Source organism: Marinomonas shanghaiensis (genome assembly GCF_003259175.1).
Taxonomy (GTDB): domain Bacteria; phylum Pseudomonadota; class Gammaproteobacteria; order Pseudomonadales; family Marinomonadaceae; genus Marinomonas; species Marinomonas shanghaiensis.
In genome coordinates this window covers 82,890-95,333 of sequence record NZ_QGOK01000003.1, presented here as the reverse complement: position 1 = coordinate 95,333, position 12,444 = coordinate 82,890, and the positions used below count along the sequence as shown (strand labels likewise).

Below are 12,444 nucleotides of genomic sequence, written 5' to 3'. Positions count from 1 at the left end.
TCAGCCGTTTATTCTAGGGTCCCCTTGCTAAACAACCGCTCTGCTGCTTTCTAGAAAGGCAAGAAAATCGTCACTGCTTAAAGGTTTAGAAAACAAATACCCCTGCACTTCTTGGCAATGATATTTATTCAACACATCCACCTGCGCACGGTTTTCAACTCCTTCTGCAATCACTTTGAGATTCAGGCTATTTGCCATCGCAATGGTGGCTTTAACAATGGCATCATTATCACTGTCCAAACCCAAATCATGAATAAAAGAGCGATCTATTTTTAACGTTTGGATAGGGAATTTTTTCAAATAAGCCAGCGAAGAATAGCCCGTGCCAAAATCATCAATCGATAAGGTTAAACCCAGTTTACGAAAACTGTGGAGCTTTTCTATCGATTGCTGAGCGTCAACCATCAACATACTTTCAGTGAGTTCCAGTTCAAAATACTTGGAATCTACCCCCGTTTCCTCGAGGACTCGCTCCACCATATCGACTAAATCCGCCTGCATAAATTGCCGACTGGATAAATTCACCGACAATTTGATATCAGGATAACCCGCCTTGCGCCATTCCTGTAACTGACGACAAGCCCGACGTATTACCCACTCGCCCAACGGCAAAATCAAACCACTCTCTTCGGCTAAAGGGATAAATTGATCAGGACTGATCATGCCCAATTCAGGGTGCACCCAGCGAATCAAGGCTTCTGCCCCCACCACTCTCTCATCTGGCAGCGCCATTTTAGGTTGATAATGAAGAATAAATTGCTCTTCCTCTATGGCTTTGCGCAGCCCACCGCCCAATGTTAAATAAGCATCAATATTGTCTGCCATGCTATTTTGATAGACAAAACACATATTGTGGCCCATCGATTTCGCACGATACATGGCGGCATCGGCATTTTTCAATAGATTATCCACGTTATCAGCATGCTGAGGGTAACTGGCAATGCCGATACTCGCGGTGATCATCATTTCCATTTTGGCGACAGGATAAGTGTTGCTGGCATTCTGCATAATGCTGTCGGCAATGTTTTCTAATTCCACAATGGAATGTGTATTCTCAAGCACCACAACAAATTCATCACCGCCCAAACGATACAAACACGCCCCAGAAGGGATGCTGTCTTTGATACGTTCCGCCACGCGTTGAATCAACTCATCGCCGACCCGATGACCAAAGTTGTCATTAATGACTTTAAAGCCATCGAGATCCAGATACAAAAGACCAAATTGACGATGACGTTTACGGGCATTAATCAGCGCACTTTCTAGCTGATGATAGAGCAGATTACGATTGGGTAAATTGGTTAAACCATCGTAATTATTAAGGCGATATAGCGCCACCTCATGATCTCGCTCTTCTTGGATATCATGAGTCAGCAGATAAATCATTTTCGTTAAGGGATGATAAGAAACTTCTATCTTATGCCAGCGTATTCCATTTTGTGTCGCAAGGCGAATCTCTTGGAATAAACTTTCTTTATGAGCCAGACGACGAATAAAACTATTGGCAGCACCAGACACAGCAAACAAATCACGGACATGCTGAATGGCACCAAAATGGGCAACAAAATAGTCACTGGCTTCTATAAAAGCGCCATGCTGATCAAAAATAGCAAAAGACAGGCTTCTAAATTGTGCTAATAAACCTGCATGATGTTCCATAAGGGAATCGTCTGGAGAAACAACAGTAACATCGTCTGGGGATACAGCGACAACATCGTCTGGGGAAACGGGATGAGCTTCAACACACAACCCTTTACGAGCGGCGTCCAAAGCGATGACCGAACCACGGACCAGATAGTCAACGCCGTATTCGGAAGTAAATGGCCATTTAAAAGGTAAGCTGTCCCCTATTTCAAGAGACGCCAAATGGAGAGACAAACGCTCTCTTAATTCGTCTCTAACGACACGCTGCCCCGATTTAATATCGCTCAAAGAGCCTATCAATAAAGCTTCAGCCGCTTCGTTACAGCACGGTACACTTGATTGCTCTACGTCTATAATCCACGCAGCTAATGGCATTTTAGCCTGCAGTAACTTTACTAAATCGGTCATCTACTTTTTAATACTACTGGTTTTAAAGCAACTAACGTGCATTTTGACATCGGATTCTGTTTCACCATGAATCCGGCACGATAAATACATTTCTATTATTGTCAGCATTACGCACAGCTCGCCATAAAAGCACATGTTGAGGGCGACTGTCATGTAGGAATTCGCTTACAAGATTGTAGGCAGATTGCAGAGAATTGAAAGCGAAATTATCAGTTATATTTGGATTCGCCAACCAATGTGGCTTTTGTAAGATAGAAAAACACGAAAAATGTGGCATGAGCAAGGCTATTTGAGACACACGAATCCACCCACCCTGCTCTGTTTGTGCTAACCAAGCCGTCACATCGTCGGCATTATTCAAAGCAAGGTATAAACGACCAAAGATCAGTAAACTGGCTTGTGGCACACGCCCATTGGCAAGCTCGGCAATGGCCGCCTCACCTTCTTTTGTCCGAAGAATACCTAATTGGTGCTCTCTGGCTCTCGTAACCTTCTTCAATAAACTGTCGTTCTTATTTGGCCCAATCCAATCATGAGGAAAAAGATCTGGTCGCTGTAAATAGAACTTAATCGCGATTTCAAACTGATGAAGCTGGCCATCAGGCGTTTCCACCAGCATATCCACTTCGCCCAACGTTTTTCCATCACTCTCTATCTGAAAATGCTGTAAACAGAGTGTCAAATGCGAAAAATGCGCTATCGCAAACGAAAACAGGGTCTCAAAATAACTGCCTAAAAAATGCGATTTACACGCCTGAAAAGCGCTCAATAGTGGCTCTGGCTCCAAATCCAGCGCCAACAAACGGGCGTCCACATCTTCACGCCAATAAGGCTTAAGATCAAAATCACGTTCAATATAATGCCCCTCCACCAGCCAAGCCAGATCCTTTACCAGCGGATGACGCAACCTATCCAACATCACAATGCACCACTTAAATGCTGGTCGATTCGATTTAAACACAGCACAAGCTGCGCGACTTTCGCCGACGGCTGATGTTTAAACGCCTCTTCCGCCATAGGGGAAATATGACACCGTACTGGCAAATCACTCCCCGTGGCTAACAGGGTTTTGAAACGTTCAATCATTACAAAACGAAGCCACTGCTCAAACCGCATCGTATCAATACAAAAAGGCTCTGTGCTCTGTAAGGCTTCATGACTGGGTGTACCACATTCCCAAATGCCGCAATCTTGCATCGCCACTTGTAAGTCCATCAATAAATCCGCCAACCGATGATGGTCAGAAAAGGCTTCTTTCAACCTGATTTCTCCTTTAAAAAACGGTAAGATAACGCATCTTTCTTTACACAACTTAGGGCGCCCAGCAGCGTCTTCACCGGCAAAACGAGCCCATACTTTATCATGAACAAAATAGAATCGCTTTCTGACTTATTTGACATGGTCGGCTGTGATGTAAGCTACTACGACCTAGGTCGCAACATCACTAAAATGACCCCACAACAAGCCATACAATTCGACCGTAAACAGCAGGCCTACCCTTATCCATTTCGCCAGCATGCTTGGTTGGCCTGCCTGTTAACCTCAAAAGACACCGCGAAAAAAGACAGTGCTGATGCTGCTGTCATTTGGTTTCTTAAATTGCCACTGGACGAAGCGGGCTGCCTGAACCTTGGTACGCGAGATCATTTCATCAAAAGCATTGTCGATAAAATACTGCACAAAGGCGAAGAAGCAGGCTTATCCGAAGCCCTAGAAGACAACCCTTATGTTTTCAAACCCGATCAAGAGCGCATGGCGAGTTTTCACGCCATTCTAGGCAAAGACCTACACAAAACACCGTCCCACTACTTCAACGACGTAGCGACCTATTTGTCTTCAGACCTAACAAAACAAGACGACAGCTGGCAAACACTGGGCCTTCAGGGGATCGCCGAACTCGCCGCCAGAGTTGACGAAGATCACTACCAAGCACTGATACAAAAAGCCATTCAACACGCCGCTAAACCGGTTGTCAGCGCCTTATGTCACGCGCTTGAACACGAAACCCTATCAAGCCAGCTACAAAAAACGCTCATCGCGCAACTGCAAACCGAGCAAGACGCACTGATGCAAGCAAGCTACCTACGGGCTTTATCCAGAGCCGATTTAAACGATACATTATTACTGCCACTGTTTGGTTTGCTTGGTAGCCTGACAGAATGTCAAGACGACGACCTTCATCCTATCGCCGCCCTCGCCGCCAAATGCCCCCATTGGCTTGGTCACAACCCGCAACTACTGCGCATCATCATGGAAAAACTGGCACACAGGGAAGACGGCTACATTGCCTTCAAACAAATCGCCGCCGAGTTAAGCCAACACCCAGAAACCAAACAACCTCTTTGGAACTTGTTACGCGGCGGCCACGTCAGCCCAAAACTGGCCCAAGCCGTGAGCTATATCTTCACGCAAACACCGAAATCGGTACAGTGATGAAAAATAGTAAGTAACGGAAAAATGGAGTCTGTGGCGTTTTATATAAAAAATGCAACAGACTCCGATGTTGAGACATTAAAGATTACGTCCCAACTATCCATCTAAAACCCACCCACTAAGCTAACAGTGATTTACTTCAAAATAGAAAGAGCCGCCATCAGTATCCTCTTAACCATTTGTGGATCTTCCCCTCGAGCAAGCTGTGACGACGCATGACCTAATTGGGCATCAATATAAGTGGCGGCAAACTCGGGCGTCATATCGACAGTAAACTCACCTTTGGCTTGTGAGCACTCTATCCATTTTTTGTAAGTTGCTACGGCTTGTTCCTGAATCAAATCAATTTGCGCCCGTGTCGCTTCACCTAAATGCATCTGCGCTTCACGCATCTTGATCAACAAACATCCCTTAGGAGCCCCTTGACTATCATCGGCCGAAACGGCAAATAGGATCAGATTATCAAGCGTCGCTTGAAACGGAGCATCATGACTTAACATCTGCTGAACGGGACTCAGTACCTCTTGGTGATACTTGAGAATAACGGCTTTCATCAAACCATCCTCATTCAAAAATTCACGATACAGGCCAGGCTTCGATATATCACATCGCCTACAGATCTCATTAAGAGACAAATTACCTATGTCTTCTTTCCAATAAGACGCCATTGCCACATCTAGAACGTGCTCGCGATCTAAAGTCTTTGGTCGCCCTCTCGACGGCTTATTTTGATTTAAACCCATTTTATACCACCCGGTATTTTAATTTGACAGACTGTACATTTGCGCTTATTGTACCGACTGGTATTTAATTAGCAAACCGAATAGGATAGAAAAATGAGCAACACGAAAAAAAGCATCGTCATTACAGGAAGCAGCAGTGGCTTTGGTCAAAAATCAGTCAAAGATTTTGCCGACAGAGGCTACCAAGTGTTCGCCACCATGCGTGGCCCAGAGGGTAAAAACGCTGCAGTTAAGGCAGACTTAGAAGCGTACAGCGATTTCATTCATGTTGTTGATATGGATGTGACCAACGACGACTCTGTCAAAACGGCCATGGCCCTTATATTAGACAAAGCGGGGAAAATTGATGTTTTGCTAAACAACGCAGGTGTCATGTACCTTGGCATTACAGAAGCTTTTAGCATAGCCCAAGCCCGCGAACAGATGGAAACCAACTACTATGGCGCTATGCGCACTATACAAGCCGTGTTGCCTGCGATGCGTGACGCTAAGTCTGGTCTTATCATCAATACCTCCTCCATGGTTGGCCAAATCTCAGCACCATATTTTTCCACCTATGCTGCGACCAAACATGCTCTAGAAGGTTACCTCCAAGGATTACGCTACGAAGTGGCCCCTTTCGGTATCGATGTCGCCATCGTACAACCAGGCCCCTTCCCTACAGGCTTAAGCGCATCAGGACAACAACCGTCACGCACAGACATTTTGGACAGCTACGGTGAATTGGCAAACATCCCTGCCGCTATGTTTGAAGAGTTCGGTAAATTTATGCAGAGCGATCAAGCACCCAACCCACAAATGGTAGTAGACGCTTATTTAGCCCTAGCAGACATGCCTGCTGGTAAACGCCCAACACGCACACCTGTTGGCTTAGTTTGGGGGGTTGATGACATTAACGCGGCCAAACAACCTATTCAAGACCGTGTTTTGACAGAAATGCAACTAGACAAGGTCCTAGGCGGCATTGACGTATAAGTTTCGTCATTAGGAGCAAACGAGACTGCCCCTTTTCAGACCAATTTTTGTAGGACACGCATGTTAAAAACCTTATAAATACTGGCTTTCTAAAGTGCGTGTCTTATGAACATGATTTCCTCTAGTCTCAATAATTGGCGAACATTCGCCCAACCGATCACGTAGGTGAGATGAGACGAGGAACGAGGTGTAATCTGACGTGACATCCCCCCCCTCGACGCCGCAGTTCAATTCAAAAATGAACGCATTGATAAGACAGGCTTCTAAAAAGTACCAAATTCGTAGCAATTCTATCAGGACACACATGTTAAAAACCTTATAAATACTGACTTTCTAAAGTGCGTGTCTTATGAACATGTTCGCCCAACCGATCACGTAGGTCAGATGAGACGAGGAACGAGGTGTAATCTGACGTGACATCCCCCCTCGACGCCGCAGTTCAATTTAAAAACAGAATTTTAGCAGGAGATGCATGTTAAAAACCTTGTAAATACTGACTTTCTAAAGTGCGTATCTTATGAACGGTCCGACAGTATCTTCATCAAGCTTTGATCGTGACTTGCTTCTTAAGCTTTTTAGCGTAAGGGTTTTTGACGGAATTTGAAAAATCATAATGATCACGCATAGCGATAATCCTCTAGTTTTCATCCGTAGTAGACAGTAAATACTTACGTAAATCTCTTTCTTGCCTCAATAGATGAAGGATATAGACTGAATCGCTATCAACTTTGTAGAAAACACGGCAAGGATTTACTACCACCTCTCGATAATTTAGAGTCGAAATTTCTTCAGGGATTCTGCCAGAGTAAGGAAATTGTTCGAGTCTCTTCACCTTACTGAAAACATTTTCTACTAATTGCTTCGCAGCGTACGGATTACTAACTGCAATATACTCAGCAATATCGTTCAGATTATTAAGTGCTGGCTCAGTCCAAATTATTTGAGCCATTTACTCATTTTCTCTTTGGCTTGCGACATATCCATTGTTCGACCTTCACGGATGGCCTGCTCGCCCTTCGCGATACCTTCCAAGATCTTCATCCGTTCTACCATCAACTCGTAATCAGCAACATCAAGCAAATAGGCTGATGGCTGACCATGCTCGGTTATGAGAATAGGCTCTTTTGACTCACGCAAATCAGCAAGCAACTTCGTTGCCTGCCTCTTTAATGTAGTAACGACTTCGGTTCTCATAGTGACACCTCAGATTAAAATGTATCACTATAGTATCACTCCAATTTAAAAAGAACTAATACTTGCCATCACTAGCTTATAATTCTCTCTAGTCTCAATAATTGGCGAACATTCGCCCAACCGATCACGTAGGTCAGATGAGACGAGGAACGAGGTGTGATCTGACGTGACATACCCCTCGACGCCGCAGTTCAATTTAAAAATGAACGCCTTGATAAGACAGGCTTCTAAAAAGTAATGTTTATGCTCATAAGGCTAACGCCGCATTTGCGGCTGGCTTGAAGCACAGAATTTTTGCAGGACACGCATCATGTTAAAAACCTTGTAAATACTGACTTTCTAAAGTGCGTGTCTTATGAACGGTCCTTAACGTTTGGTTTTGAGTCCAATATACCACTTGGGCTGCATTTCGTTAAAATCGGTTCGAACATTAGAAGTCAAATAACTAGCAGAATCGAGAACAAGGTCTCGCCCATCCACACGTTTAAAAACAACCCAGTGCCAAAAATCTCTCCCCTCTTCCTGATGATGCTTGATAGCCAACAACGCCAGATCAGGCAATGCGCCCCAAGATTCAAATAGGATTTCATTCTCAGTAGCCTCAACACCAACATTGGACAGCATATGTCGGACATATTGCGTATCCGACCACAGCGATGTATCAGAAGCATAAATACCCATTGAATTCGCTAATGCCTTCATCTCCGCGTAACTTTTACCAACAACATTAGCCACAGAAGCAATCCCGCATCCTGTGGTTTCTTCTTGTATAATGGGACTAATCACAGACGCTCCTTTTGCGTATAACGCCAGTATGCAAATGTTTACCAACTACATGCTGGTCTTTTTGTCTCAATATCATATTTTGATAGCATCTATCTTGTGGTCGGCCATTGTACATAAAACGACACAAGGCTCTTTCGACTCCGAGCTGAAAACTCGCTCTCCACTTGCATTCCAAACTGAGTTATTACCGCATGCCGACCAACCGCCCGTTGTCGATATATGGTTGCTCAAAAGCACAGGAAAACCATGTGTCGCTGCGATGGAGGACAACATTTTAGCGTCCGCTTCAAAGCCACGTTCAGATATTAAAGCGCTGGCAATGTATATATCAGCACCCAGTTCGCGTGCTTTTTGAGCGTGTTCTGGCGACGCAAAATCCGCGCATATCGCCAAAGCAATCCGATAACCATTTACAGTAAAGACGTAGTCAACCACACCGTTCGAACAATGCTTACCCTCGCCTTCATGCAAATATTGCTTAGCATAGAACTCTCGTGTCCCATCAGGAAAACAAACAACAGCCCCGATAGTTGGTTTGGCGTCTCTTCCCGATGTAAGAGTGACTTTAAGAGGACACCCTGCGAGAACAATAATATTGTGATCTACTGCCGCTTGAGATAACACTTCGAACACATGTGATGTTTCAGATAAAGCCAGTTCTTGAACAAGTTCAAGCTCATAACCTGTTAAGGATAGCTCAGGAAACACCACCAAATCGGCTTTACACAATGAAGACTGCTCAATCATTTTAATATGCTGTGCGAGATTTTCTGTCACATCACCTTTAACAACAGGAACCTGAGCCAAACTGATACAGATACTTGTTTTCAACATTTTTCCTTAACGCACTTCAATTGATAACGGCTTTTTGAAAAATCGATTTGATAAGCACACACGTGTTAAAAACCTCGTAAATGCTGGATTTCTGAGATGCGTGTGTTATTAACGGCAATATACTCAGCAATATCGTTCAGACTATTCAGTGCTGGCTCAGTCCAAATTATTTGAGCCATTTACTCATTTTCTCTTTGGCCTGCGACATATCCATTGTTCGACCTTCACGGATGGCCTGCTCGCCCTTCGCAATACCTTCCAAGATCTTCATCCGTTCCACTATCAGCTTCTGTTCCTGATTTACGCGGCGAGCAGAAGAAAGATCTAGGTCATCAACCATGTCCTCCTGACCTTCCTCAAATTTTTTATCGAAGTCTTTAGTTTTCATAAAGCTCAATCTCCTTCTTGCGGGAACGCCTGACTGAAATCAGACGAATACGAGCATCCCTGTAGGTGACGATAGCAGACAGACCGTAAAACGAACGACAATCCTGTCGCTTAGGATCTTATGCGTTACTCCCCTGTATAAAATCTATCTCTGTAAATAGTGAGATCAAGGTTGTTAAATATTATTTTGCAGGCGTTCCGGCTGAACCTGCAAGAATGCCGCCGTCAATATTTATCTCTGTTCCTGTCAAATAGCCAGATTCATCTGAAGCCAACATGACAGCTACACAAGCGACTTCCTCAGGTAAACCAAAACGCCTAAGCGGTGTATCTTGAACAAATGCGGCCATATTCGCTTCACGTTCAGGCCCATCACCCAGCATCGGTTCCCACATAGGCGTCAGAATTGCAGCAGGGTGAATGGAATTACACCGCACTTTTAAGCCTTGCTGTGCGCAGTACAAGGCGACACTTTTTGTATGATTTCGCACAGCCGCTTTACTGGAAGCATAGGCCGCGGCCGTTGGGATACCGACGATGCCAGAGCGTGAGGATATATTAATAATGGATCCTTTCTGTGTGGCACGCATAGCTTTAATGGCATACTTACATCCTAAAAATACCCCATCAAGGTTTGTCTCATGTACTTTGCGCCAAGCGTCTAAGGTTGCATTCTCTGGATCATGCGGGACGAAGCCCTCTTCGAAGCCAGTAATGCCAGCATTGTTAACGACAATATCAAGCCGACCATGTACATCGATTATTTCCCCAATAAGCTTCTGCCACGCTCCTTCGTCGCGAACATCTAACAAAGCAAACTGGGCAGATTGACCAATGGATAGTGCTACTTGCAGCCCATTGTCCTGATCAATATCCGTGACATAAACAAAGGCACCTTCCTGAGCAAAATGTCGAACAATTGACTCACCAATCCCTTTAGCAGCCCCAGTGACTAAAGCCACTTTTCCTTCGAGTCTCAAAATTCGGTCCTCTTAATGTCTAACGCCGGCCATAAGCGGCCGAGTGAAACGAGGTCCGGCGCACGAAGTGCGCGAACTTAATGGCTTGGTTAGCCTTGTCTTCGCAAATTGGCTTCTGCACTCATCAATGCCAGTCTAGCGTTCGACTCATGAAATCGGTCCCACTGAGCCTTTAGATCCGGATTTTTTAGAATGGCTCGCTGGTCGCTGTCATCTGGATTCGGGTTTATAAGTTCGATAGATTCGAAGGTGGCGTCTGCTTGATTAAGAAAGTCGTCCAGTAGCGACTCAAAGCTATACTCCGTATACGCAACATGACTATTTTCGTAGTCCAGAGGAATATTCAAAACAGGGCAGTGGCAACCCTCTGAAAGTTGGTTTGACTTGAAAGCCATTACGCGCTCTTTTACTGCCCTTCTGAAGGCGATGGAAACAACGGTCTTAGTGGATGCAGGCTGAACACAATGGACCCAGCTAATGTCAATTTCCGTTCCATCGGTTCGGTGGATATACAAACACCTATTTCTATGAAAGTCCCTTTCAACCTGAATATGCTTTATCCCTGCGCCGACTTTTTCAGCGTATTCGTCATGAAGCTTGAATAGTTCCTCGAAAAATACCTGGTCCGCAACAGACAGAATATCTCCGGCTTCATATTGACCTATACGGCGCCTGATCTCGTCCTTAGCGGCCGTTTTGGTTCTAAACTGAATATCTCCGATTACTATTGGTTTTGCCACCAGAACCTCCTGTATGGCTAACGCCCAAAGCAGCGAGCGCCGCTTTTTGGCGTCCGCTGCCTTTGTTTGTTATGCATTCTCACCAACTGACTCTACTTGTGTATTAAGTATCTGGCGCATCATTATGAGTGAAAATTTCACTCCGTCTTTTTCTTCGATCATATCCTTAAGATATATCTTGTTTTCGTCATATTTTTTGGGAAAACGAATACTCATATAGGTCATCCGTTTTTTATCTGCTTCCCAGAAGCGATACTTCACTTCATCGTGGCCTGCATGCTTCTTTAGGAAGCGGTCAATCGTCAGGCCTTCTCTCTGCCAATTAACTAGCTCCTTACTCACCCACACCTCATCCCATGTTTCAAATACGGGAAAATGAGCGAGTATATTACGCACGAACTTAAACAGTGGGCCTCCAATCTCAGATTCCATCGGAGGACGCTGTGTCTTTAGGGCTTCAAGTACATGCTTGAATGGCTCATAAGCTAAAAGCTCGGCATAAACTGCAAAGATGCTCGACACTTTGCCAAACCTATAGCAATCCTCTTTGGCCCAGAAATCATCCATCATGATCTCATCGAACAAGTCGTAAAACCGGTTGCACCCAAGACTGAGGAATAACTCTTCGGATTTATTAGGTCTCGCTTCCATTGCTCCATCTACCTAGATGCATAACGCTCAAAGCAGCTGCGCGACACGCGCCTGCTGACTTTGCTTGTTATGCAGCCCTTTGAGAAACTCTGGAGCCAGATCTGCTCCATTCGGCCAAACAACCGTCTCAAGCTCAGGATCGACCGATACCTTCTGGAAAATAGCGATTTCCTTCAGCGGTTCAAATACCGGCCCGTGGAGCTCGCCATTTAGATCGATTTCGCCAGAAGTGCCATCATCAAATGCAACCCAAATTGTGTAATCAGCCACGTATTTTGCAGACTTAATATGCAACATAATTTACTCCAGTGGTGCTATGTAATTCAGAGGTTCCCCTGCTCTGGCTCGACGCCAGTTTTCTTCCAGCTCAATTTTGTGTATTCCTATCCACTCCTGAACAAAAATAGTTGCTCGCTTGGGCAATTCCCCTTCCAGTATGGTTCCATCAAATGCAAATAGCGCTTCATATCCAGAATATTTTGCATGAAAATGCGGTGGATTGTGATCGTTAAAATACATAGCAATCAAGATACCGTAAAATCGGCTAATTACTGGCATAGCATTTATCCCATCGAAAAGCATAAGCTTCATCATATTACATCAACGCGAGGAGTCAAATCCGGCATAACGCCCGGCTCAACTGCCGGAGGCTACTGGCGCCATTTGTGC

Annotated in this window: 16 protein-coding genes; 2 read left to right on the top strand and 14 right to left on the bottom strand. The window is 44.8% G+C overall.

Annotation, left to right across the window (positions count from 1 at the left end; all coding sequences use genetic code 11):
• Positions 1-27: 27 nt before the first annotated feature.
• From DKT73_RS00765 to DKT73_RS00755, 3 genes are all read right to left on the bottom strand, one after another.
• On the bottom strand, positions 28-2,052 hold the full coding sequence (locus tag DKT73_RS00765) for a putative bifunctional diguanylate cyclase/phosphodiesterase (protein ID WP_111636705.1): 2,025 nt from the start codon (positions 2,050-2,052) through the stop codon (positions 28-30).
• A gap of 61 nt (positions 2,053-2,113) precedes the next feature.
• Positions 2,114-2,971 (bottom strand): DUF1853 family protein, encoded by an 858-nt coding sequence (locus tag DKT73_RS00760; RefSeq protein WP_232827750.1) that lies wholly within the window; start codon positions 2,969-2,971, stop codon positions 2,114-2,116.
• On the bottom strand, positions 2,971-3,312 hold the full coding sequence (locus tag DKT73_RS00755; RefSeq protein ID WP_111636703.1) for a YqcC family protein: 342 nt from the start codon (positions 3,310-3,312) through the stop codon (positions 2,971-2,973). Before DKT73_RS00755 ends, DKT73_RS00760 begins: the two co-directional genes overlap by 1 nt.
• Before the next feature lie 102 nt (positions 3,313-3,414).
• Between DKT73_RS00755 and DKT73_RS00750 the strand changes: the two genes are divergently transcribed.
• The gene (locus DKT73_RS00750) at positions 3,415-4,485 is read left to right on the top strand and encodes a DUF3549 family protein (RefSeq protein ID WP_111636702.1); all 1,071 of its coding nucleotides are present in this window, start codon (positions 3,415-3,417) and stop codon (positions 4,483-4,485) included.
• 134 nt (positions 4,486-4,619) lie between these two features.
• Here DKT73_RS00750 and DKT73_RS00745 read toward each other — a convergent pair whose 3' ends face one another.
• Complete coding sequence (locus DKT73_RS00745) at positions 4,620-5,228, bottom strand: TetR/AcrR family transcriptional regulator (protein WP_111636701.1); 609 nt, start codon at positions 5,226-5,228, stop codon at positions 4,620-4,622.
• A gap of 93 nt (positions 5,229-5,321) precedes the next feature.
• Between DKT73_RS00745 and DKT73_RS00740 the strand changes: the two genes are divergently transcribed.
• Complete coding sequence (locus tag DKT73_RS00740) at positions 5,322-6,203, top strand: SDR family oxidoreductase (protein ID WP_111636700.1); 882 nt, start codon at positions 5,322-5,324, stop codon at positions 6,201-6,203.
• A 637-nt stretch (positions 6,204-6,840) separates the two neighbouring features.
• On the opposite strand, the gene DKT73_RS00730 is transcribed toward DKT73_RS00740, so the two are convergent.
• The 10 genes from DKT73_RS00730 to DKT73_RS00675 form a co-directional block, all read right to left on the bottom strand.
• Positions 6,841-7,152, bottom strand: coding sequence for a type II toxin-antitoxin system RelE/ParE family toxin (locus tag DKT73_RS00730; protein ID WP_111636699.1), 312 nt, complete (start codon positions 7,150-7,152; stop codon positions 6,841-6,843).
• Entirely contained in the window at positions 7,140-7,397 is a 258-nt protein-coding gene (locus DKT73_RS00725) for a type II toxin-antitoxin system Phd/YefM family antitoxin (protein ID WP_012069454.1), read from the bottom strand. Before DKT73_RS00725 ends, DKT73_RS00730 begins: the two co-directional genes overlap by 13 nt.
• A 366-nt stretch (positions 7,398-7,763) precedes the next feature.
• A complete protein-coding gene (locus tag DKT73_RS00720; RefSeq protein WP_111636698.1) occupies positions 7,764-8,183 on the bottom strand; it encodes a hypothetical protein in 420 nt (139 codons plus the stop codon).
• Between the two features lie 72 nt (positions 8,184-8,255).
• Positions 8,256-9,017: a carbon-nitrogen hydrolase family protein gene (locus DKT73_RS00715; protein ID WP_198666506.1), complete on the bottom strand. Its 762-nt coding sequence runs from the start codon at positions 9,015-9,017 to the stop codon at positions 8,256-8,258.
• Positions 9,018-9,183: 166 nt separating this feature from the next.
• Entirely contained in the window at positions 9,184-9,405 is a 222-nt protein-coding gene (locus tag DKT73_RS20250) for a hypothetical protein (protein ID WP_232827749.1), read from the bottom strand.
• Positions 9,406-9,586: 181 nt separating this feature from the next.
• Positions 9,587-10,384, bottom strand: coding sequence for a glucose 1-dehydrogenase (locus DKT73_RS00695; protein ID WP_232827748.1), 798 nt, complete (start codon positions 10,382-10,384; stop codon positions 9,587-9,589).
• Between the two features lie 89 nt (positions 10,385-10,473).
• Positions 10,474-11,124, bottom strand: coding sequence for a DCL family protein (locus DKT73_RS00690; protein ID WP_157959136.1), 651 nt, complete (start codon positions 11,122-11,124; stop codon positions 10,474-10,476).
• 69 nt (positions 11,125-11,193) lie between these two features.
• Complete coding sequence (locus DKT73_RS00685; protein WP_111636695.1) at positions 11,194-11,775, bottom strand: hypothetical protein; 582 nt, start codon at positions 11,773-11,775, stop codon at positions 11,194-11,196.
• Between the two features lie 27 nt (positions 11,776-11,802).
• The gene (locus DKT73_RS00680; protein WP_111636694.1) at positions 11,803-12,072 is read right to left on the bottom strand and encodes a DUF2442 domain-containing protein; all 270 of its coding nucleotides are present in this window, start codon (positions 12,070-12,072) and stop codon (positions 11,803-11,805) included.
• A gap of 3 nt (positions 12,073-12,075) precedes the next feature.
• Complete coding sequence (locus tag DKT73_RS00675; RefSeq protein WP_111637160.1) at positions 12,076-12,333, bottom strand: DUF4160 domain-containing protein; 258 nt, start codon at positions 12,331-12,333, stop codon at positions 12,076-12,078.
• Positions 12,334-12,444 lie beyond the last annotated feature (111 nt).

What these genes read in the sequence shown, in the direction of transcription:
- DKT73_RS00740 (WP_111636700.1), top strand. Translation starts at nt 5,322, where the DNA reads ATGAGCAACACGAAAAAAAGCATCGTCATTACAGGAAGCAGCAGTGGC.
- DKT73_RS00725 (WP_012069454.1), bottom strand. Translation starts at nt 7,397, where the DNA reads ATGAGAACCGAAGTCGTTACTACATTAAAGAGGCAGGCAACGAAGTTG.
- DKT73_RS00760 (WP_232827750.1), bottom strand. Translation starts at nt 2,971, where the DNA reads ATGTTGGATAGGTTGCGTCATCCGCTGGTAAAGGATCTGGCTTGGCTG.
- DKT73_RS00715 (WP_198666506.1), bottom strand. Translation starts at nt 9,017, where the DNA reads ATGTTGAAAACAAGTATCTGTATCAGTTTGGCTCAGGTTCCTGTTGTT.
- DKT73_RS00730 (WP_111636699.1), bottom strand. Translation starts at nt 7,152, where the DNA reads ATGGCTCAAATAATTTGGACTGAGCCAGCACTTAATAATCTGAACGAT.
- DKT73_RS00675 (WP_111637160.1), bottom strand. Translation starts at nt 12,333, where the DNA reads ATGCCAGTAATTAGCCGATTTTACGGTATCTTGATTGCTATGTATTTT.
- DKT73_RS00765 (WP_111636705.1), bottom strand. Translation starts at nt 2,052, where the DNA reads ATGACCGATTTAGTAAAGTTACTGCAGGCTAAAATGCCATTAGCTGCG.
- DKT73_RS00685 (WP_111636695.1), bottom strand. Translation starts at nt 11,775, where the DNA reads ATGGAAGCGAGACCTAATAAATCCGAAGAGTTATTCCTCAGTCTTGGG.
- DKT73_RS00680 (WP_111636694.1), bottom strand. Translation starts at nt 12,072, where the DNA reads ATGTTGCATATTAAGTCTGCAAAATACGTGGCTGATTACACAATTTGG.
- DKT73_RS20250 (WP_232827749.1), bottom strand. Translation starts at nt 9,405, where the DNA reads ATGAAAACTAAAGACTTCGATAAAAAATTTGAGGAAGGTCAGGAGGAC.
- DKT73_RS00750 (WP_111636702.1), top strand. Translation starts at nt 3,415, where the DNA reads ATGAACAAAATAGAATCGCTTTCTGACTTATTTGACATGGTCGGCTGT.
- DKT73_RS00745 (WP_111636701.1), bottom strand. Translation starts at nt 5,228, where the DNA reads ATGGGTTTAAATCAAAATAAGCCGTCGAGAGGGCGACCAAAGACTTTA.